The organism is Sulfurimonas sp. hsl 1-7 (genome assembly GCF_030577135.1).
GTDB classification, from domain to species: domain Bacteria; phylum Campylobacterota; class Campylobacteria; order Campylobacterales; family Sulfurimonadaceae; genus Sulfurimonas; species Sulfurimonas microaerophilus.
The window spans coordinates 198779-218565 of the sequence record NZ_JAUIRR010000001.1; the positions used below are offsets into that span (position 1 = coordinate 198779).

Genomic DNA, 19787 nt, shown 5'->3' on the forward strand with positions numbered 1-19787 from the left:
AATGAAAATAGCAATAATGGGAGCAATGCCTGAAGAGGTAGCACCGATATTAGAAAAGTTAGGTAATTACACAACTACAGAGTATGCAGGAAACAAGTATTATGAAGCAAACTATAAAGGTGTAGATGTCGTAGTTGCGTATTCTAAGATAGGTAAAGTGTTTTCTACTTTAACTGCTACTACTATGATTGAGCATTTTGGATGTGAGAAACTACTTTTTAGTGGTGTTGCCGGTGCAGTAAACCCGGAACTTAAAGTAGGTGACTTAGTTGTTGCTACAAAACTTTCACAACACGATCTTGATATCTCGGCTTTTGGTCATCCGTATGGTTACGTTCCTGAAGGTTCTGTATATGTAGAAGCTGATCAGGAACTTATCAATCTTAGTAAAGAGGTTGCAAACTCTTTAGGTAAAAGTGTTCGCGAAGGTATCATTGCTACAGGTGATCAATTTGTTGCCAATGAAGAGAGAAAGAACTGGATTGGGACTACATTTAATGCTGATGCACTAGAGATGGAAGGTGGAAGCGTTGCCGTTGTTTGTAACGCTTTAAATGTACCGTTTTTTATTCTAAGAGCGATCAGTGATGCTGCAGATATGGACGCAAGTTTTTCATTTGACGAATTTCTAGAAACAAGTGCAGTTGAATCGGCAGAATTTGTTATGAAAATGTTGGATGAGATAATCAAATAATGGGGATCAAACTATCTAAAAAAATTATGTCTAAACTCGGTAAGACAAATGCCGAGTTTGGATTGATAGAAGAGGGTGATAAGATACTTGTCGGCCTTAGCGGCGGTAAAGACTCTTTAACACTTGTTCATGCCTTAAAAGAGCAACAACGTCGTGCACCGTTTAAATTTGAGTTTGTGGCCGTTACTGTTACATATGGAATGGGAGAAGATTATTCTAACTTAATTGCACATTGTAAAGAGCAAGAGATACCGCATGTACTTAAAGAGACGGAAACGTATGAGCTTGCAAAAGAGAAGATCCGTAAAAACTCGTCATTTTGTAGTTTCTTTTCACGTATGAGAAGAGGCTACTTATATACTGCGGCAAAAGAGTTAGAGTGTAATAAAGTAGCTTTAGGGCATCATTTAGATGATGCTGCAGAGAGTTTTTTCATGAACTTTATCTATAATGGTCAGCTTCGCTCTTTAGCACCTAAATATACTGCTGAAAACGGTTTAGTAGTTATACGTCCACTTATTCAAATGCGTGAACGTCAATTGCGTGCCTTTGTTGTTGAGAACGGTATTGAAGCAATAGGTGATGAGGCATGTCCTGCTATGCGTTTTGACGTTAAAATGCCATATGCAAGAGCTAATACAAAAGATATGCTTGAAAAGATGGAAAAAGAGCATCCTCAATTATTTACTTCACTAAATGCCGCTTTTAAAAATATAAGTATTGATAGTTTTTTTCTGAGTGAGAAAGAGGAAGAAAAAGTAGGAGTTTAAAATCCTACTTATAAATTTTCTTTAGAAAAATAGATTTCCTAAAGAAAGAGAAACTTTTGCTTAAGAAAAGCAGCTTCCTTAGAAACTAGAAAGTTTCTAAGGAAAGGGACATCTAATTAGAAGTCACCTTTAGCAGCACGCTCTGGAACTTTTTCCATTGCTTCTTTAACTTTTAATGCAGCTTCTAACATTTCAGGAGGAAGTGTTTTACCACCGTGGATAGCTAAAGTCATATCCATACTTACTAGGTATGCATCACCGTTTCCATATGAAACGTACATAATTCTACATGGCATGAAACCACCATAGTATCTTGAGTAGTTAAGGAATACTTTTGCAGTAGTTAAATTACATAAAGAGTAGATTCTTGCTTCTTTTACTTCATCTGGTGCAGCATCTTCTTTTGTGTACATTTTTACATAACCAGTAAGTCTCATGTTGTACTCTTCAGTAAGTGCTTCAATAGATTCTTTAACTTCATCACCAGTGATACCTTCAGCAACTTTCCACTCTAGCATCATTGCTCTTGCTGGATCACCATATTCTGTAACTTTAGTAAACATATTGTCATATGCTTCCATTGCTTTGTCATCAAGCGTATGTTGCTTAGTTACAGCTGTCCAACCCATATGCATTGTTGAACATCCTGACATTAAAAACGATAAACCAGCTGCTAATAATACAGCTCCTATACTTTTTTTCATAAATACCCCTGTTTGTAATTTTGGAAATTAGGAGTATATTTTACTATGATAATATAAAAGTAGTTTTAAAATATCACAAAGTTCTTACAAATTAATCTAATGTGTATATAACTACGGTATTAGCGAGCATATCGTGGAGAGATTGTTTATTTTTTGTAAAGATTATCATAAGAAAACCTAATCCAAAAAGGAGCGTTGAGGGAATATATCCTAAAGACCTTGTAATTGCTTGTTTATTAGAGATATCTTTCAGCGTTTTTGCATCAACAATTTTAATATTTACGATTTTCTTTCCTGGTGTAGCACCTTTGAATTGTTTCCAAAATATAATTGTGACAATCAAAACTGAGAGTTCAAAGATAAGTTCCCATGTAAAAGATGTTTGCGGTTGTGAGTTAAGAGCATTAGCATTACCAGCCATTGCCATTTGTAGATTTTGTTGATATTGGGAAAAGTCAAACCACTCTCCGCCGCTGATAAAATAGATAACGATACCAACGGGAAGAGCTAAAAAGAAAGTGTCTAAGAGTGAAGCTAAAAATCTGATACCAAAACCGGCATATTTTACTTCACTCATAGTGTTATATGTTATACGTGGTAGTTTGGAGCTTCTTGAGTGATGATTACATCATGAACATGAGACTCTTTTAAACCTGCAGATGTAATCTCTACAAATTCTGATTTATCCCAGAATACAGGAATACTTTCACTTCCACAGTAACCCATAGATGAACGTAGTCCACCCATCATTTGGTGAACGATACCTGCAATGCTACCTCTAAACGGAACACGCCCTTCGATACCTTCTGGAACAAGTTTGTCAGCAGCTGTACCTTCTTGGAAATATCTATCGTTTGAACCTTTTTGCATAGCTCCGATACTTCCCATACCACGGTATGATTTGTATTGACGACCTTGGAACATGATAGTCTCACCAGGAGATTCTTCAGTACCAGCTAATAGTGAACCTGCCATTACACAGCTTGCACCAACTGCAAGAGCTTTTGCAATATCACCAGAGTATTTAATACCACCGTCTGCAATAACAGGTACACCGTGTTTTCTTGCAGCTGTAGCACACTCATCGATAGCAGAGATTTGAGGTACACCAACACCTGCAACGATTCTTGTCGTACAGATTGAACCAGGTCCGATACCAACTTTTACACCGTCAGCACCAGCTTCAATTAACGCTTCAGTCGCTTCAGCAGTCGCAATGTTTCCTGCAATTACATCAACAGCTAGAGTAGCTTTAATCTCTTTAACAGTATCTAAAATACCTTTTGAGTGTCCGTGTGCAGAGTCAAGAACTAAAACATCAACACCTGCGTCAACAAGTGCTTTTGCTCTGTCCATTTGACCAACACCGATAGCTCCACCAACTACTAAGCGACCAAAGTCATCTTTGTTTGAGTTAGGGTATTCGATACGTTTTTTAATATCTTTAATCGTAACAAGACCTTTTAAGAAACCGTCATCATCGATAATTGGAAGTTTCTCGATTTTGTTTTGGTGCATGATATCTGCAGCATCATCTAAACTAATCCCTTGTTGTGCAGTGATTAGTGGCATAGCTGTCATCACTTCAGATACAATTTTTTTCATATTTTTTTCAAATCTCATATCACGATTTGTAAGAATACCAAGAAGTTTATTATGACCGTCTACAACAGGTACACCAGAGATTTTGAACTCATTCATAAGAGCTTCAGCATCAGCAAGTGTAGCATCTGGATGTACATAGATTGGATCGATAATGATTCCGCTTTCAGATTTTTTAACTTTTCTTACTTGTTGGCACTGAGATTCAATGTCCATATTTTTGTGGATAATACCGATTCCACCAAGTCTTGCCATTGCAATCGCTGCACGGTACTCAGTTACTGTATCCATTGCAGCTGAAACCATTGGAATTTTAAGTGATATATTACGAGTTAATTTAGTTTCTAGTGAGACTTCTTTTGGAAGAACTTCAGAATATTGTGGTACTAAAAGTACATCTTCAAATGTTAGAGCGCGTTTACGAATTCTCATGGTTTTCCTTTTGCAGAATTAAAATGGTTGTCAATTATTAAAAATTTTTGCATTATACCTTTTTTGTTGTTAAAAACAGGTAAAGAGGCTTACTTTTTCTTTCTAAAAAGATGATAATTTTCAGCTTCTAGCATCTCCTCTATATAGCCGACTACACACTTTGAACATTCTGTCCAAATTCCTGAAGGAAGTCTTACTTCTAGTTTTTTCTTTTCACGAAGTTTGATAATCTTTTTTGCTGAAAGTACTTTTGTTACAGGTGAGAAGTCAACGTCTGTTAAATCAACATCATTTTTATAAAAACATGTTTGTTTTTTAAAGTTACCCCAGCCCGGAACACCGTCTTCAGTGTATGGCACTTCATAACCGTTTTTAAACTTGACCATCATTTTATAATGAGATTCTTCAAAAACTGCTACAACTTTACCCGGTCCAAAAACAAGACCGTAGACTTTGTCCTTAACTTTTACATCATCAAAATACGCCATAAAACTGTCCTTATTTGTAGTTTAGTTCTTTTTCTAGGCTAAGTGCACCGTCAAAAAGTGTTTGTTCATCGTATGCTTTTGCAATTAGTTGTAATCCGATAGGCATACCCTCAGAGTTTTTCATAATCGGAAGTGAAAGACCCGGAAGACCTGCAAGATTTACGCTAATAGTGTAGATATCACTTAAGTACATATCCATAGGGTTTGCAAGTTCACCGAATTTCGGTGCAACTGTAGGAGCTACAGGTGAAAGAATAAGGTCTACATCTTCAAATACTCTTGCATACTCCTCTTTAATAATATGTCTTGTTTTTTGTGCTTTTACATAATATGCTTCATAGTATCCGCTGCTTAGTACGAAGTTACCAAGTAGGATTCTTCTTTTTACTTCGTCACCGAAACCTGCACTTCTTGTTTGAACAAAAGTATCTTCAAGGTTTTTACCCTCAACTCTGTTTCCGTAACGGATACCGTCATAGCGTGCAAGGTTTGTCGTAGCTTCTGCAGTTGCCGTGATGTAGTAAGCAGAGATATCGTATTTCGCATCCATTAGCTCTTTTTCAACGATCTCATGACCTGCAGCTTTTAGCGCTTCAGTTGCGAGTTTATATGCATTTTTGATATCTTCACTTGCATTTTCGATATATTTCGGAACTACAGCTACTTTTAGTTTTCTTGTTGGATCAAGGTTTGGTACAACTTTATCATCCATTTTTGCATTTGTAGAGTCTTTCTCGTCGCTTCCACTGATAATGTCATATAAGATAGCTGCATCTTCCACGTTTTGCGTCATAGGACCGATTTGATCAAGACTTGAAGCATACGCACCAAGACCGTAACGGCTTACTCTTCCGTAAGTCGGTTTCATCCCAACAATCCCACAATATGCAGCAGGTTGACGGATTGAACCACCCGTATCAGAACCTAATGCTGCGATCGCAAGACCGGCACCGACTGCAGCTGCACTACCGCCTGAACTTCCGCCTGGAACACGGTCTGATGCATGAGGATTTAATGTTTTACCGTAGAAACTTGATTCAGTCGTAGAACCCATTGCAAACTCATCCATATTTGTTCTACCAAATGGAGAAAGACCAGCATCAACCATCTTATTGATAACTGTAGCATTATATGGAGCTATATAGCCTTGAAGGATATTTGAAGCTGAAGTAACAGACCAATCTTTTACTTGAATGTTGTCTTTAACCGCGATAGGAATACCTTCGCCGAAATCGTTTACATCAATATATGCATTAATATCTTTGTTTGCTTCAATTTTTGCTTTTAATTCTTCTTTAAAACTTGCTAATTCTTCTTTTGAGAGTTGTAGGGCTTCTTTTAATGTAATCATTAAGTTTCCTATGAACGTAAAATTATTTTTTGTATTATACCTAAATGTGTTTATTTTTTCTTTAGAACATAACAATTATTGCTCTTACATCGTGGCAATGTTGAACACTTCTCGAAGAATATAAGCTGTTACATAAGCCAACGATGCTGCAGCACTTCCGGTTAAAAGTGTACGCAATCCGGATAAAAAAGAGGGCTTTGCACGTGTAATGTTTTTATACATACCGATTAAAAAGAACATAACTCCAGCCAGTAAAGCACTGAACATAAACTGTTCATTTATCTTTAGTGATGAAATTAAATAGGGGATAAGAGGGAAGGTGCCGACAAAAATAAATGCTAAAAAAGTCACTAATGCGGATCTATATGGTGAAGGGGATGTTTTACTGATTCCATGCTCTTCTGCTAGCATTACATCAAGCCAAATTTTTTCATCTTTTGTGATAGTCTCTATGATAGTGTCAAGCACCTCATTTTCAAAACCTTTCGCTTTAAAAATTTGTCTTATCTCCTCTTTTTCCCCTTCCGGAAACTCTTTTATATGCATCTTTTCAGAGGTTTTGACGGCATCGTTAAACTCCTGATCTGCCCGAATAGATTCGTAATTGCTCGTAGCCATGCTAAAACCGTCTGCAAAAAGATTTGCAAAACCGAGAATCACGGCTACGGAAGAGGGGAATCCAGCCCCGACAGATCCTGAAACTACGGCAAAAGTTGTTATACATCCATCGATACCGCCTAAAACTGCATCGGAGACATTATACTTTTGTTGTGTACGAGAAAGTCGTTCGCGAATCATTGCCGGCTGGTGTTCTTTTATGAGTTCTTCTTTATTTGGCTCTTGCATATTGTCTCTTATTCATAGTGTTTAGAGTGATTGCGGTTGATGGACAAAATAGCGCATATTTATATTTTGTAACTGTTTATTCCACCCGATAAAAAGAGTTTTCTCATCTGTTTTTATGGAGGTGAAATTATTGAGAAAATAGTGTTTCATAATCTTTGAAAGATCATGCTCATCGGTTACATCTGCAATCCAAATGAAACCTTTTGCTTTGAGTAGCGGTACCTCTTTTCTACTGCGCATAATGTTTCTAAGTTCAGTCTCAATCTCATGTTCCTCATCAAAATGGGAAAAATAGGAAACCTCAATAATTGCTTGTAAATCTTCATCATCTACAATTTTTTTCCAACGATCTTGAGGGTATTTTTCCGAAAAGTTAAAACTGGTGTAAGTTGATTTAGTAGAGATCCCAAAAGAGACACTTTGGATATATTCAGGTGCATTAGCGTGTAGAAATTTTATGGTTTTATCTGTATGCGTAGTGTTTGAAAAGCCTTCTTGATCGAAGAACTCTATCTCTTTGAGTGTTTCTAAAACAGCATTTTCTTTGACACGAGTTTGATCATGGACTATTTTTATAGGGTAGTTTTCTATGTAGGAGAGTGTTTTACCTGTAAGTAAGGTGTCTTTTATATGTTCAATTATCTTATCCATTTAGGTCTCCTTGTTTAATGGTGATGTTGAAGGGTATAAAACTTTTCCTGAAGGCACTACCAAAGAGGAACTGTTGAGGTGAACCTCCTGATCATCAAAAAAGATGTGCGCTTTAAAAGCTTTTAATATATTGCTTTTTTCAATCCCGCCTAGAAAAAATGCTTCATCGACATATACACCCCAGTGTCTGAGAGTTTTTATAACTCTGAGATCTGATGGGCTGTTTCTAGCCGTGACTATGGCAATTCTTACCGGAGAGTATTCAACTTTCATGGGAAGTCTCTCTTGCAGAGTAGAGAGCTTTTTTAAAAAACTTGCAAAAGGTCCTTCATTCATAGGAACATTCTGGGAGTTGTTTTCATTTTCATGAAATGCATCAAGCCCTTTTTCTTTGTATACAAGTTCACTTGATTCATCAAAAAGGACGGCATCTCCGTCAAAGGCAATTCTTACTTGATCGTCCGGAATGTCACATTTGTATTGTGGAGGGGTAGAGAGCACAGCGGAGGCACAAGCACCACTGTCAATCACCTTTTGTGCATCTTCTTCATTGGTTGTTAAAAAGAGATCTACATCAAAAGCCTCTAGATAATCGGCACTTGATTCACCTGCCGTAAAAGCTGAACGGGTGATGTTTAAATTGATGTTTCTAATGGTGTTTAAAACTCTGATTCCGGTTTCGGGAGAGTTTCTTGATATTACAACAACTTCAACAAGGGGCGCTGCATCTTTTTCTTGATACCTGTTGAGGTTTAGAAGTGCTTTTACAAGGGGAAAACCTATCCCCTCATCTAGAGGTTCTTCCTCATTTTCGAGCATATACTGTCTATATCTTTCGATCGCATGGTCGGGATCTTTTTTATACTCTTCTTGAAAAAGTTGATCCGACTCTGAAAGGTCAAATAATGCTGTTGCTGAGATGCCGATAACTAACGTGTCTTTTAAATTAAGTGGCACAGTTGTCCCTTCTCTTTTATATGCGTTTAGAAAAATTATAGCCAAAGTTAATTAAAGTTGAAAATATATTTTTAAATATTTAGCGTAGTTTAGTTAGTGATATAATTGCGCAAAAAAATCAGGTTGTGAGTAAGTGGAAAATTTTGTATTTATTGTTTTGATGATGTTTATAGGTTATTTTTTTAAGAAATTGCAGATCTTTGAACGTGACATAGCAACATCTCTAAACCAGTTTGTGATCTTTATTTCGCTTCCTGCACTTATACTTGTACAGATATCTCAGCTTACATTCTCTTTTGATATCTTAATTCCCGTTATTGTCTCTTGGAGCGTCATGACCGCTTCGGCACTAATCGTACTCGGGGTTGCAAAATTTATGGACTTTTCTAAAGAGATTACGGGTATGTTAATGCTTGTTGCAGTGCTTACAAACAGCTCCTTTTTAGGATTGCCGATCATTCAAGCGTATTATGGTGAAGAAGCATTACCTTACATTATGGTCTATGATCAACTCGGTGTCTTTTTGGCTTTGGCAACTTACGGTACTTTTGTAAGTGCTTTTTACAGTGCAACTACGAAAATCACCCCATCTATGGTGGTTTATAAAATAGTAACATTTCCACCGTTTATAGCATTGATCATAGCTCTGTTTTTAAATGGTATAACCTTTCCGTCTTCAATAGAATTAGCTCTAAATTCGCTCTCTGCTACGGTTATCCCTTTAGCTCTGGTTGCAGTTGGTTTGCAACTTGAGTTTAAACTCCCAAAACATGAGCTTAAACCATTTAGTGTAGCACTGATTATCAAGCTGATTATTGCACCGATGATTGCTATATTGGTTTGCTATATGTTTGCTTGGGATACTTTAGCGGCAAAAGTTTCCATCTTAGAAGCTGCAATGGCACCGATGATCACAGCTGCAGCAATGGCATCTATGGCAGGGCTCTCACCAAGGCTAAGCTCTGCTATTGTTGGATACGGGGTACTTATCTCTTTTGTTAGTAGTTATCTTTTTTATTTAGTCATATAAAGGTTTTTTACTTATATTCTAAACGGATAAACTCTTGTGCGTCGTTGTGTTGTCCAAAGGGGATGAGAAAGCGAAGGTTTTTGATCATCTTTTTGTCATGAAGTTCTTTTACAGCGTAAACATTCAGCGGCTCATCTTCTCTTTGCTCGAAATTAGATATTGTGTTGCTGTAAGCATAAAATATATGACACTCAAAAGGTTTGCCGTCACCATTGATGCCTGACATAATGCCACGCTGTTCCCACTCTAAGCAAAGTCCAGTTTCTTCCATACACTCACGATCCATAGCCTCCTTTGGTTCCTCTGCTCCTTCGATCTTTCCACCGATCCCGTTTAGAGAATTTTTCTGCCAGGCAGGACGTAATTTTTCTATGAGAAGAACATGCTCTTTATCTTCAGAGAATGCAAAACCGACAACGTAAGACTTCATAATATTGTTTCCTAATAAGAGTTAAAATTGAAAAAGCATTATATGGAGATATACTTGCAAAAAGATTATGAATTACTCTTTTTAGATAAAATAGTTGTTCTGATTTTTAAACGTATGGAGAGATAATGAAACTCAGCGCTTTTTTATTTGTAATGGTTTTTGGATGGAGTTTAAATGCTCTGACAATAGGTGAAGTACCTAAAAATATTGTACTAAGCGGAGCAAATGGTGGTCTTGTAAAAGATGGAAGCCAATGGAGTTCTAGCTCGCTAAAAGATAAAGTTTTAGTGATGTTTTATGTCGATCCAGATGAGAAAGACCTCAATGAGGAGTTTGCCGACACACTTAAAGCCAAGAAGTTTGATAAAGAAAAGTTTGGAAGTATTGCGATCATCAACATGGCGGCATCATGGAAACCGAATTTTGCTATACAAATGGCACTTGAAGCAAAACAGAAAAAATTTCCCCATACACTTTACGTAAAAGATATGAAAAGTGTAGTAGTAAAAGAGTGGGGCGTTGCAGACAATAATTCAGATATCTTGATCTTCTCAAAAAACGGTAAACTGCTTTTTAATAAAGACGGTAAGTTAAGTGCCGACGAGATCGCAGAAGCGATCAAGATCATTGAGAATAACATTTAGTTTCAGTCAAGTATTACCAAAGATAAAAACTAGACTTTTTATTCATTATGTTTAATTCAACATATTCATTACAATAAGATTGATGCACGCCATAGCAAACATGTAAAGGGAGTAAGTGTTCCTCCCTAGGATGGCAGTAGCGGGCATAAGGTGCACTTTCCCATTTTACCAACCTGTCTGTTCTTACAGTATCTGAAAGATCTTTGTTTGAGCATGTGTCAGACAGCCACTGTTCAAACTGCTCATTCATAGAGATAGTTTCGGCAGTGTCTTTTACAAAAAAAGCTCTCATATTATGAAAAGAAAAACCCGAACCAATGATTAGAAGATTATCATAGTTTATATCAGCTAAGGCAGAACCTATATTTATATGTTCGAGTGGATCAAGAGTGTTAAGTAAAGAGATCTCTACACAAGGGATGTCTGCTTCTGGATACATTATTTTTAGAGGTATAAAGAGACCGTGATCAAAACCATGATCTTCATTAAGTTCTGTTTCTATACCTGCATTTGTCAGTACTCTGTCAACTTCTCGAGCTAAAGAGGGCTCTCCATTACAAGGGTATTTGATATCATAAGATTCTTTTGGAAAACCGTAATAATCATAAATAAGTGAAGGATGTCTGGCTGAGGTGATGCAAACTAGTTCATCTTCCCAATGGGCACTAATGAGTAAAATAGCTGATGGTTTTGGAAGTTTTAAAGCTAAATCTTTGAGCTTCTCAACCATCTCTAAATGCCCTTCATCACCGAGTACTGGTAAAGGGCCACCGCCGTGAGATAGAAACAAGACACGAGGTTTTTGAGTATTCATAATTATTCCTTTTGAATAATAATCGCTGGATATTTTAAACTAACTCTTCAATCAAAAGGTATTATATAGCAACAATCTCAAAACACCAAATATATTTTAAATTCAATAGTTTTTTAATGAGGTGTTTAGTCTCCGTAGTGTGTCCACATTCTTAAAACTCTGACAACTTTTTCCTGCTCTTTTACTTCATAGATGATTCTATGGTGATGGTTGATTCGGCGTGCAAAAGTGTTGTGTAGATTGCCGATCAGCTTTTCAAAAGAGGGGTGTTGTTGAAAGGGATCTGTTTTTAGGAGCTCTATGAGCTTTTTCGTTTTCTCGGCAAGGTTGGAACCTGTGAGTTTTTTAGCATCTTTAAGTGCATGGTGTGAGAAGAGAACTTTGTAGTTTACCATTCGATCTCCTCACTAAAATCACTGTCGTCTAATTCCATCACTTCACGAATAGAAGCTATGAGGTTAGGTATGGAGTTGAGATATTCTACCTCTTTTAAAGCATTAGTATGTTCGCTCAGGTTTTCATCTTCTATATCTAATACTGAATCTAGAATATGAGTATCCATTTAGTTCCCTTCACTTTCAATATATTACTTTTTATTAGGAAGAATTATATATTGATTATCTTGATTTTAGCTAAATACACAGCTCCATTTTATAATCATCCATCACATATCCTTTTCCTATATCAGCACATACTTCAGCTGTTATTTGAAAGTTCATCTTTTGATATGCTGTAATTGTGTTTAAATTATGTTTGTTTACAGTAAGGGTGATTTTTGTTAATTCAAAAGAACGGGCTAATTGTTTTAAAAAATCGATACTTAATCTTCCAAAGCCATTTTTTCTGTATGAGAATAAAATATAGAATTTACTTAAAAAAAGTTTTTGTTCTTCTATATTGATTCCAATATATCCGATAGGTGTAGTATCTTTGATGATTAGGAAGTATTCATACCCTTTATTTTTGATCTCATTGGAGATAGTATCTTCGGAGTGAAAAGTTTTTAGCATATAGTCAACTTGCTCTGCACCGATAATGGGAGTGTAGTGCTCTTGCCATATTGTATTTGCCAATTGGGTTACTGTGTCAATTTGTTCGGTTGTTGTAACTTGTTCAAAACTTATTTTTATCATGATTTTATCGTTTCCAAGCCCTTATCGATCCAACCCCAGTTGATCCCGCCGTCTAATTCATAGACATTAGTATATCCAAGTTTTAGGCCCATTATTTCACCCACTATTTTTGTTCTGGTGGCATGGGCACATACTAAAATAAAAGGCTGTTCTTTATCTGCTACTACCTTTGTAAATTGCTCTAGGAACTGCTCAATATCAAACTGTCCCAATTGATCATAAAATGTGATCTTATAGCTCCCCTCAATAACACCGAAATCTTCCCACTCATCAGCTCTTCTTATGTCAATGACGGCAAAACCTTCTTCTCTTTTTTGTTGAAACTCTTTCGTTGAAAGAGATTTAAACGGTCCAAAATTTAACATCTACTTCCTTTTACAGACTGTTTGAAAGTGTATATGCATAAAGTGTACTTTATAGTTTTGTAGTTGTATTTATATAGGGGAAGAAAAAATGAGAGAAGAAAAAGCCTAAGAGTTTCTAGACTTTTTCCCAAGTTTTACAAGTGCGATCCCTACTGCGATTACAGCAAAGATGACACCGATTGTAGAGAGGATGAAGCTCATCTCTACAGGTTGTGTCATGTCAGGCATTATGCTACAACCTCTGCACATCTAGCACAAGTGCAGTCCTCTTTTTCAGCTTGGAATTTCCAACATCTTGGACATTTGTGTGCAGTCGCTTTTGCTACCGTGAAAGTATCGTCACCAACTTTAAATGAACCAAGTTCGTTCTCTTCAGGTTTGTCTTCGAAGATGCCGCTTACAACAAACCAGTCTTCAGCATCTGTTTCGTTCATATCTAAAACAGTTTTTGACTCAGTGTAGATGATAAGTTCTAGAGTAGCTTTGATAACTTTCTCTTTTTTCAGTGTATCTACAATCGCTCCGAAACCTTCTCTTGCTTTGTCCATGTAAGCAGCATCAAATGGTGCTTGAACTTCAGGTAAAGACTCATATGTAAAGTCGAAGATATCCTCTGCATCACCTTTGATGATTGCAGGTGCATTTTCTATGATCTCATCTGCCGTATACGTCAGAATCGGTGCTACAAGAAGCAGCATCGCTTTTGTGATCATAGCCATAGCACTTTGACTTGCACGACGGCGAGCAGAGTTTTTATCGTTACAGTAAAGGTTGTCTTTTGTCATGTCGATATACATACCGCTTAACTCGTTAACGATGAAGTTGTTAAGTGTATTCATACCGTTAACGAAATTGTACTCGCTAAATAGCTTGTGAACTTCATCAAAAGTTTCTTTTGCAACTGAAAGGATCCACTTGTCTAAGTCACCCATAGCATCAATGCTTACTAACTCTTCAAGATCGTTGATGTTTGCAAGCATGATTCTAAACGTATTTCTTAGTTTACGGTAATTTTCACTTGTCTGCTTTAAGATACCTTGAGAGATTTTAAGATCTCCTTGGTAATCTGAAGATGCTACCCATAAACGTAGGATCTCAGATCCGTACTCTTTAAGAACTTTATCTGGTGCGATAACGTTCCCTTTAGATTTAGACATCTTCTCACCTTTTTCATCAACTGTGAAACCGTGAGTAAGCACACCTTTATACGGTGCTTGATGTTCTATTGCAGTTGAAAGAAATAGTGAAGACTGGAACCAACCGCGGTGTTGGTCACTTCCCTCTACGTAAAGATCAGCCGGGTATTCTCCAGCATCATAGTTACGAGATTTAAGTACAGAGTACCAAGTTGAACCACTGTCAAACCATACATCTAAAATGTCATTTACTTTCTCTAACTCTTCAGCTTTGTAACCACTACCTGGGTAAAGAAGTTCTTCGATCGACATTGAGTACCAAGCATCAGATCCTTGCATTTCGAAGATCATCGCGACAAAGTTCATCACTTTCTCATCAAGTATAACCTCACCTGTAGCTTTTACTCTAAAGAATGCGATAGGCACACCCCAGTCACGTTGACGAGAGATACACCAGTCCGGGCGGTTTTCAACCATAGAGTTCAGTCTTTTTCTACCAGTTTCAGGGATGAACTTAGTTTTTTCAACTTCGCTAAGTGCAATCTCTCTTAAAGTCCTTGCTTCACCTTCAGGCGTTCCGTCAACAGAGATAAACCACTGTTTCGTAGCACGGAAGATAAGAGGAGTATGACTTCTCCAACAGTGTGGGTATGAGTGAGTGAACTTAGTTACTTTAAGAACTGCATCACCCATAAGCTCAATGATGTCATCGTTAGCTTTGAAGATGTGACGACCTAAGAAATCCTCAGCGTTAGGGATTAGCTTTTCACGTACGATTGTCTGATCGTAACAACCAGTCTCATCAACAGGCATAACTACGTCAAGGTTATAAACAAGGCCAACACGGTAGTCATCCTCACCGTGTCCTGGTGCCGTGTGAACACAACCAGTACCATTGTCAATTAATACGTGTTCACCAAGAACGATGCGAGAATCTCTGCCGTTAAGAGGGTTGATAGCTACTAGATTTTCAAATACAGTTGCATCGAATTCTTGAGCTATTGTTCCGCTGATAACTTCATTTTCAACATTTGCATTGTAAAGTTCTTTAGCAACGATGTAACCGTCAGTTGTAAGAACATACTTCTCATTTGGATTTAAAGAGATACCTGTATTTGCAGGGATCGTCCAAGGAGTAGTTGTCCAGATAACCGGAGCAGCTTTACCTGTAATGCCTAGTTTTGCTTTTGCATCGTCGTTTAATTCAAAGGCAATAAAGATAGAGTGAGACTCTTTGTCTTCATACTCAACTTCCGCTTCAGCAAGTGCAGTACGCTCAGCCCAAGACCAGTAAACCGGTTTACTACGCTCGATTAACAGACCTTTTTTTGCAACTTCACAAAGAGTTCTATAGATATTTGCTTCAAATTTAAAATCCATAGTTACATATGGGTTTTCCCAGTCAGCTAAAATACCAAGCTGTTTAAACTCACCACGTTGTATATCTACAAATTTTGCAGCATGTTCACGGCAAAGTTTACGGATTTCAGCAGTTTCTAACTGCTCTTTTTTCGCTTTACCGCCAAGTTTTTTCTCAACTTGTTGTTCGATTGGTAGACCGTGACAGTCCCAGCCCGGAGTGAAACGAACAGACTTCCCGTTGAAGTAGTTGTGTTTGATGATGATATCTTTTAAAACTTTATTGAGTGCATGACCGATATGAATATTTCCATTTGCATACGGTGGTCCATCGTGTAGTGTAAAGCTTTCTGCATCTTTACGGTTGATTTTCATTTTGTTGTAAACTTTTTTATCTTCCCAATCTTTGTATCTTAGGGGTTCATTATTGATCAAGTTACCACGCATTGCAAACGACGTTGTCGGTAAAAGTAATGTATCTTTATAGTCCATATTTGCCTCAAGTATTTAGATGTTTTTATCTGTATAATTGGGCGGATTATATCTTTTTTGCGTTTAAAAGTGTATAAAATGCTATAATAAGCCGATTTTAGTTTATAGTAAAAGGTAAGAGATCGATGAAATTGCACGTGATGTTTGTAGGAAGTAAATTTATTTATAACGAGTCATTAAAAGAGTATGTTATTAGACATATTCAAAAAACGTGTGATGAGATTGAACTTATAAGTTACTATAAAGATGGAGAAAATACTCTGTTTTTAGAGATAGAAAAAGAGCTTAATAATAAAAACAGACTTATTATAGTTACAACCAAACAAAACTTTTCAACGATAGGCAAACTTATCTCTACCGCTACGACAGATATACAGGTTTTAAAAGATGGGTTTTTAATGCCGCAAAAAGCTTTAGTATATGAAGAGGGGAGTTATCTTATAGAACATGACAAAACTCTTGTAAATGTACTTCAAGTAGATGAGTCGACAAATATCCCTCCCATACTTATGAAAAGTGAAACAACCAATGCAACTATTCATGTGTTTGATGAGGAAAAAGATACTTTAATTAATATACTTACTCCAATCGCACAAACATATGAAGTGACGTTTGAAGTTACAACACTTATAGACGGATGGCAAAGGATAGATATCTGTTCAAAAAGATATGGAGATATCTCTAACTTTATCAGTGCATCAAAAAAACTTCTTTCAAACAATTTGATACCGGCAAGTAATGTTCTTGAATACATTATAGAAAGACTCTCTTCACTTGGCAAAAAGATAACATTTGCTGAGAGTTGTACCGGAGGACTGCTCTCTTACTATCTTACAAAAAACAACGGAGCTTCAAAAATTCTCGAGGGCGCACTTATAACGTACTCAAATGATCTCAAAGATAACTGGTTAGCTGTTAGTGAAAAAACTTTAGAGGAGTTTGGAGCCGTCAGTGCTGAAGTTGTTCGCGAGATGAGTGAAGGGGCAATGGCCGTGAGTCATGCAGACTATGCAATAGCAGTCAGCGGTATAGCAGGAGACACGGGTGGAACAGATGAAAAACCTGTCGGAACTGTATATATTGGTGTTAGAGGCAAATCCGATCATAATGAAAAGCATCTTTACTTTAAAGGGGATAGAAACTTTGTACAAAATCAAAGTGCTCTTTATGCCATCAAAATGCTCTTACTTTTAGATAAAAAAACTTTTTTTTAAAAAATTGCAATTTTTTTCAAAAAACCCTTGACATATAATTTCAATTTGTCTATAATTCCAGCCTCTTAAATGAGAGAAACAAAATGTCTCGTTAGCTCAGCTGGTAGAGCACGTCACTTTTAATGATGTGGCCGATGGTTCGAATCCATCACGGGACACCATTTTTAAACTAAATGCGGTGGTAGTTCAGTTGGTTAGAATACCTGCCTGTCACGCAGGGGGTCGCGAGTTCGAGTCTCGTCCACCGCGCCATTTAGTATAAATGGGCGCTTAGCTCAGTTGGTAGAGCGCTACCCTTACAAGGTAGATGTCACTGGTTCGAGTCCAGTAGTGCCCACCATAACAATAACCCTTTGTTAACATAAGTGACCCTTTCGTCTAGTGGCCAAGGACACTATCACTTCATGGTAGTTACAGAGGTTCAAATCCTTTAGGGGTCGCCAAAATTTGGTGTTTTTAATTTTCCCATTTAGATGGGCGCTTAGCTCAGTTGGTAGAGCGCTACCCTTACAAGGTAGATGTCACTGGTTCGAGTCCAGTAGTGCCCACCATTTCTTTTTACATGCGCGGTGGTAGTTCAGTTGGTTAGAATACCTGCCTGTCACGCAGGGGGTCGCGAGTTCGAGTCTCGTCCACCGCGCCACTTCATTTTTAATAATTTTTTAAATAACATTTCTTTATAATGACCATCCTTCTACATATATTACTAACAAATAAGGAAAAACTTGATGTTATTTCTCAGTACTTTTAAATCCAGATTAATCCTCATGGCCGGGGTTTCTATTGTCTCATTTCTTATATTGGGTCTGTTCTTTTCTTACTCATCATCACAAGCTAAAGAGTTAGCTAAACTTAAATATGAAGTAACAAATATTGATAATACAATACTACAGTTACGCCGTAATGAAAAAGATTTTTTAAGTCGAAATGATTTGAAGTATCAAGAGAAATATCAAAAAAACTATCAAAAACTAGAAATACAACTTAATAACATTACTACAGAATTAGAAAACTTTGGAATCGATCTTACAAAGGTTCAAAATTTACGTACAATACTTGAAGAATATTCAAAAGATTTTAATGCTATCGTAGATATACAAAAAAAGATAGGTTTAAATCCAAAAGATGGCCTTTACGGTTCACTTAGAGATAGTGTTCACAATCTGGAAGCTTTACTCAAAAAAGATAATAATTATAAACTCTCTACTGATATGTTAATGCTTCGCCGCGGAGAAAAAGATTTTATGTTACGTAAAGATCTAAAGTACGTTGGGAAGTTTGACGCTTCACTAAAAACTATTCTCACACATCTTCAGGAAGAAGAACTCTCAGATAAAGCTTTGGCAACAAAATTCTTGGACAATTATAAGAAAGATTTTTATAATCTAGTTGAAGGGTATAAGATGATTGGGCTCTCTTCTCAAGAGGGTGCTTTAGGAAAAATGAGAGATACTATTCATCAAACAGATAAATCTTTGAATGAGGTACTCAATAGCGTAGATAATACAATTTTGGAAAAAGAATCACAAGTGCAGTTCTTATATATAACTATATTTGTTATTTTATTATTAATAGTAAGTGTACTTACATACATTGTAACAACAACGATCAATAAAAAAATAACAAATATCTCGCACTCTATTCACGACATAACAAACAGAAAAGATCTTTCTAAACACCTTACAGTAGAGGGTAAAGATGAATTGTCACAACTAGCAAAAGATTTAAACTATATGTTTCATGAGTTACAAACAGTTATCAATGATGCTAAAGCTAATTCTTTGGAAAACTCTTCTATCTCTCATGAGCTCTCCACAACGTCATTACAGGTAGGAAAAAATGTTGAAGAGTCTGTTAAGATTATCGACAGTGCTACAAAGCAAACATCTGAGATTATCAATACAATAATGGTAGCAATTGATGATGCAAAAAAATCAAAAGAGGAGATTCAAGAGGCTAACGGTATGCTTCTTGAGTCACAAGATGAGATTGTGAATCTTACAAACAGTGTCCACAATAGTGCAGAACTTGAAACTGAACTTGCACATACGATTGAGACACTTTCAACAGACATGGACCAAGTAAAAAATGTTTTAGAGGTTATCTCTGACATTGCAGATCAGACAAACCTTTTAGCGTTAAATGCTGCCATTGAAGCTGCACGAGCAGGGGAACATGGACGTGGGTTTGCCGTAGTAGCTGATGAAGTAAGAAAACTTGCAGAGCGTACACAAAAAACTTTGATGGAGATAGACAGTACGATTAACATGATCGTTCAAGCTACAAACTCAGCAAGTGAGCAGATGAATAACAACTCTCAACATATAAAAGAGCTTGCAGAGATCTCTACAAATGTTAAAAACAAAATAGAATTAACAAACGGCATTGTCTCCCAAGCGGCAAATGTTAGTGATAGAACCGTTACAGAGTTTGAAAATACTGGTAATAATATTGATAAAATTGCAACTATAATCGGCCAGATTAATAGCATTTCGACAGAAAATGCAAGAAGTGTGGAAGAGATAGCAAGTGCATCGGAACATCTAAATCACATGACAAGTTCATTAACAGGAAAACTTGAGCAATTCAGAACCTGAGACTTTTTTATTTTTATATAATATAAATTAACATTAGCTTTATCAAAAATTAATTCTATTAAGGATATTATTAATTAA

22 protein-coding genes and 6 tRNA genes are annotated in these 19787 nt (G+C 36.7%); 12 read left to right on the top strand and 16 right to left on the bottom strand.

From position 1 onward, the window contains the following. Window position 1: 1 nt before the first annotated feature. Both QWY88_RS00995 and QWY88_RS01000 read left to right on the top strand, forming a co-directional pair. Complete coding sequence (locus QWY88_RS00995) at window positions 2-694, top strand: 5'-methylthioadenosine/adenosylhomocysteine nucleosidase (protein WP_304543126.1); 693 nt, start codon at window positions 2-4, stop codon at window positions 692-694. After that, window positions 694-1464, top strand: coding sequence for a tRNA 2-thiocytidine biosynthesis TtcA family protein (locus tag QWY88_RS01000; protein WP_304543128.1), 771 nt, complete (start codon window positions 694-696; stop codon window positions 1462-1464). Before QWY88_RS00995 ends, QWY88_RS01000 begins: the two co-directional genes overlap by 1 nt. Before the next feature lie 116 nt (window positions 1465-1580). Here QWY88_RS01000 and QWY88_RS01005 read toward each other — a convergent pair whose 3' ends face one another. From QWY88_RS01005 to QWY88_RS01040, 8 genes are all read right to left on the bottom strand, one after another. Beyond that, window positions 1581-2168, bottom strand: a complete 588-nt coding sequence (locus QWY88_RS01005) for a DUF302 domain-containing protein (protein ID WP_304543130.1) — start codon at window positions 2166-2168, stop codon at window positions 1581-1583. Between the two features lie 91 nt (window positions 2169-2259). After that, window positions 2260-2745 (bottom strand): RDD family protein, encoded by a 486-nt coding sequence (locus QWY88_RS01010; protein ID WP_304543133.1) that lies wholly within the window; start codon window positions 2743-2745, stop codon window positions 2260-2262. 11 nt (window positions 2746-2756) lie between these two features. Beyond that, window positions 2757-4202, bottom strand: coding sequence for an IMP dehydrogenase (guaB, locus tag QWY88_RS01015; protein WP_304543135.1), 1446 nt, complete (start codon window positions 4200-4202; stop codon window positions 2757-2759). A gap of 89 nt (window positions 4203-4291) precedes the next feature. Continuing rightward, a complete protein-coding gene (locus QWY88_RS01020) occupies window positions 4292-4690 on the bottom strand; it encodes a hypothetical protein (RefSeq protein WP_304543138.1) in 399 nt (132 codons plus the stop codon). Between the two features lie 10 nt (window positions 4691-4700). Further along, a complete protein-coding gene (gene gatA, locus QWY88_RS01025; protein ID WP_304543140.1) occupies window positions 4701-6041 on the bottom strand; it encodes an Asp-tRNA(Asn)/Glu-tRNA(Gln) amidotransferase subunit GatA in 1341 nt (446 codons plus the stop codon). Between the two features lie 84 nt (window positions 6042-6125). Continuing rightward, on the bottom strand, window positions 6126-6887 hold the full coding sequence (locus tag QWY88_RS01030; RefSeq protein WP_304543142.1) for a VIT1/CCC1 transporter family protein: 762 nt from the start codon (window positions 6885-6887) through the stop codon (window positions 6126-6128). A 21-nt stretch (window positions 6888-6908) separates the two neighbouring features. Next, window positions 6909-7538 (bottom strand): hypothetical protein, encoded by a 630-nt coding sequence (locus tag QWY88_RS01035; RefSeq protein ID WP_304543144.1) that lies wholly within the window; start codon window positions 7536-7538, stop codon window positions 6909-6911. Further along, the gene (locus QWY88_RS01040; RefSeq protein ID WP_304543147.1) at window positions 7539-8495 is read right to left on the bottom strand and encodes a 5'-nucleotidase; all 957 of its coding nucleotides are present in this window, start codon (window positions 8493-8495) and stop codon (window positions 7539-7541) included. A 133-nt stretch (window positions 8496-8628) separates the two neighbouring features. Here QWY88_RS01040 and QWY88_RS01045 point away from each other — a divergent pair, with 133 nt between their 5' ends. After that, window positions 8629-9525 (top strand): AEC family transporter, encoded by an 897-nt coding sequence (locus tag QWY88_RS01045; protein ID WP_304543150.1) that lies wholly within the window; start codon window positions 8629-8631, stop codon window positions 9523-9525. Between the two features lie 7 nt (window positions 9526-9532). Here the strand turns inward: QWY88_RS01045 and QWY88_RS01050 are convergent, their stop codons facing one another. After that, on the bottom strand, window positions 9533-9955 hold the full coding sequence (locus tag QWY88_RS01050) for an NUDIX domain-containing protein (RefSeq protein WP_304543152.1): 423 nt from the start codon (window positions 9953-9955) through the stop codon (window positions 9533-9535). Between the two features lie 125 nt (window positions 9956-10080). On the opposite strand from QWY88_RS01050, the gene QWY88_RS01055 reads away from it, so the two are divergent. Continuing rightward, window positions 10081-10599, top strand: coding sequence for a YtfJ family protein (locus QWY88_RS01055; protein WP_304543154.1), 519 nt, complete (start codon window positions 10081-10083; stop codon window positions 10597-10599). Window positions 10600-10612: 13 nt separating this feature from the next. Here QWY88_RS01055 and QWY88_RS01060 read toward each other — a convergent pair whose 3' ends face one another. The 7 genes from QWY88_RS01060 to ileS form a co-directional block, all read right to left on the bottom strand. Continuing rightward, window positions 10613-11413, bottom strand: a complete 801-nt coding sequence (locus QWY88_RS01060) for a DODA-type extradiol aromatic ring-opening family dioxygenase (RefSeq protein WP_304543157.1) — start codon at window positions 11411-11413, stop codon at window positions 10613-10615. Window positions 11414-11538: 125 nt separating this feature from the next. After that, window positions 11539-11808 carry a Txe/YoeB family addiction module toxin gene (locus tag QWY88_RS01065; protein ID WP_304543159.1) on the bottom strand — a complete coding sequence of 90 codons (270 nt, stop codon included), beginning with the start codon at window positions 11806-11808 and terminating at the stop codon, window positions 11539-11541. Then, window positions 11802-11975, bottom strand: coding sequence for a hypothetical protein (locus QWY88_RS01070; protein WP_304543160.1), 174 nt, complete (start codon window positions 11973-11975; stop codon window positions 11802-11804). Before QWY88_RS01070 ends, QWY88_RS01065 begins: the two co-directional genes overlap by 7 nt. Before the next feature lie 70 nt (window positions 11976-12045). Next, complete coding sequence (locus QWY88_RS01075; protein ID WP_304543163.1) at window positions 12046-12546, bottom strand: GNAT family N-acetyltransferase; 501 nt, start codon at window positions 12544-12546, stop codon at window positions 12046-12048. Further along, complete coding sequence (locus QWY88_RS01080; protein WP_304543165.1) at window positions 12543-12911, bottom strand: rhodanese-like domain-containing protein; 369 nt, start codon at window positions 12909-12911, stop codon at window positions 12543-12545. Before QWY88_RS01080 ends, QWY88_RS01075 begins: the two co-directional genes overlap by 4 nt. A 105-nt stretch (window positions 12912-13016) precedes the next feature. Beyond that, window positions 13017-13139 carry a hypothetical protein gene (locus QWY88_RS01085; protein WP_304543168.1) on the bottom strand — a complete coding sequence of 41 codons (123 nt, stop codon included), beginning with the start codon at window positions 13137-13139 and terminating at the stop codon, window positions 13017-13019. After that, window positions 13139-15898 (bottom strand): isoleucine--tRNA ligase, encoded by a 2760-nt coding sequence (gene ileS / locus QWY88_RS01090; RefSeq protein ID WP_304543170.1) that lies wholly within the window; start codon window positions 15896-15898, stop codon window positions 13139-13141. The genes QWY88_RS01085 and ileS overlap by 1 nt, the downstream gene beginning before the upstream one ends. A 125-nt stretch (window positions 15899-16023) precedes the next feature. On the opposite strand from ileS, the gene QWY88_RS01095 reads away from it, so the two are divergent. The 8 genes from QWY88_RS01095 (at window position 16024) to QWY88_RS01130 (ending at window position 19709) form a co-directional block, all read left to right on the top strand. Next, a complete protein-coding gene (locus QWY88_RS01095; RefSeq protein ID WP_304543172.1) occupies window positions 16024-17112 on the top strand; it encodes a CinA family protein in 1089 nt (362 codons plus the stop codon). 85 nt (window positions 17113-17197) lie between these two features. Next, window positions 17198-17273 (top strand) — tRNA-Lys (locus tag QWY88_RS01100). 14 nt (window positions 17274-17287) lie between these two features. Next, window positions 17288-17364, top strand: a tRNA-Asp gene (locus QWY88_RS01105). A gap of 12 nt (window positions 17365-17376) precedes the next feature. Further along, window positions 17377-17452 (top strand) — tRNA-Val (locus QWY88_RS01110). Between the two features lie 27 nt (window positions 17453-17479). Beyond that, window positions 17480-17555: transfer RNA gene (locus QWY88_RS01115), tRNA-Glu, on the top strand. Window positions 17556-17587: 32 nt separating this feature from the next. Continuing rightward, a tRNA-Val gene (locus tag QWY88_RS01120) sits at window positions 17588-17663 on the top strand. Between the two features lie 15 nt (window positions 17664-17678). After that, window positions 17679-17755, top strand: a tRNA-Asp gene (locus tag QWY88_RS01125). Window positions 17756-17840: 85 nt separating this feature from the next. Beyond that, on the top strand, window positions 17841-19709 hold the full coding sequence (locus QWY88_RS01130; RefSeq protein WP_304543174.1) for a methyl-accepting chemotaxis protein: 1869 nt from the start codon (window positions 17841-17843) through the stop codon (window positions 19707-19709). Window positions 19710-19787 lie beyond the last annotated feature (78 nt).

Excerpts from the sequence above, each read along its gene's own strand:
- QWY88_RS00995 (WP_304543126.1), top strand. The coding sequence starts at position 2 with ATGAAAATAGCAATAATGGGAGCAATGCCTGAAGAGGTAGCACCGATA.
- QWY88_RS01000 (WP_304543128.1), top strand. The coding sequence starts at position 694 with ATGGGGATCAAACTATCTAAAAAAATTATGTCTAAACTCGGTAAGACA.
- QWY88_RS01005 (WP_304543130.1), bottom strand. The coding sequence starts at position 2,168 with ATGAAAAAAAGTATAGGAGCTGTATTATTAGCAGCTGGTTTATCGTTT.
- QWY88_RS01010 (WP_304543133.1), bottom strand. The coding sequence starts at position 2,745 with ATGAGTGAAGTAAAATATGCCGGTTTTGGTATCAGATTTTTAGCTTCA.
- guaB (WP_304543135.1), bottom strand. The coding sequence starts at position 4,202 with ATGAGAATTCGTAAACGCGCTCTAACATTTGAAGATGTACTTTTAGTA.
- QWY88_RS01020 (WP_304543138.1), bottom strand. The coding sequence starts at position 4,690 with ATGGCGTATTTTGATGATGTAAAAGTTAAGGACAAAGTCTACGGTCTT.
- gatA (WP_304543140.1), bottom strand. The coding sequence starts at position 6,041 with ATGATTACATTAAAAGAAGCCCTACAACTCTCAAAAGAAGAATTAGCA.
- QWY88_RS01030 (WP_304543142.1), bottom strand. The coding sequence starts at position 6,887 with ATGCAAGAGCCAAATAAAGAAGAACTCATAAAAGAACACCAGCCGGCA.
- QWY88_RS01035 (WP_304543144.1), bottom strand. The coding sequence starts at position 7,538 with ATGGATAAGATAATTGAACATATAAAAGACACCTTACTTACAGGTAAA.
- QWY88_RS01050 (WP_304543152.1), bottom strand. The coding sequence starts at position 9,955 with ATGAAGTCTTACGTTGTCGGTTTTGCATTCTCTGAAGATAAAGAGCAT.
- QWY88_RS01055 (WP_304543154.1), top strand. The coding sequence starts at position 10,081 with ATGAAACTCAGCGCTTTTTTATTTGTAATGGTTTTTGGATGGAGTTTA.
- QWY88_RS01060 (WP_304543157.1), bottom strand. The coding sequence starts at position 11,413 with ATGAATACTCAAAAACCTCGTGTCTTGTTTCTATCTCACGGCGGTGGC.
- QWY88_RS01065 (WP_304543159.1), bottom strand. The coding sequence starts at position 11,808 with ATGGTAAACTACAAAGTTCTCTTCTCACACCATGCACTTAAAGATGCT.
- QWY88_RS01070 (WP_304543160.1), bottom strand. The coding sequence starts at position 11,975 with ATGGATACTCATATTCTAGATTCAGTATTAGATATAGAAGATGAAAAC.
- QWY88_RS01075 (WP_304543163.1), bottom strand. The coding sequence starts at position 12,546 with ATGATAAAAATAAGTTTTGAACAAGTTACAACAACCGAACAAATTGAC.
- QWY88_RS01080 (WP_304543165.1), bottom strand. The coding sequence starts at position 12,911 with ATGTTAAATTTTGGACCGTTTAAATCTCTTTCAACGAAAGAGTTTCAA.
- QWY88_RS01085 (WP_304543168.1), bottom strand. The coding sequence starts at position 13,139 with ATGCCTGACATGACACAACCTGTAGAGATGAGCTTCATCCTCTCTACA.
- ileS (WP_304543170.1), bottom strand. The coding sequence starts at position 15,898 with ATGGACTATAAAGATACATTACTTTTACCGACAACGTCGTTTGCAATG.
- QWY88_RS01095 (WP_304543172.1), top strand. The coding sequence starts at position 16,024 with ATGAAATTGCACGTGATGTTTGTAGGAAGTAAATTTATTTATAACGAG.
- QWY88_RS01130 (WP_304543174.1), top strand. The coding sequence starts at position 17,841 with ATGTTATTTCTCAGTACTTTTAAATCCAGATTAATCCTCATGGCCGGG.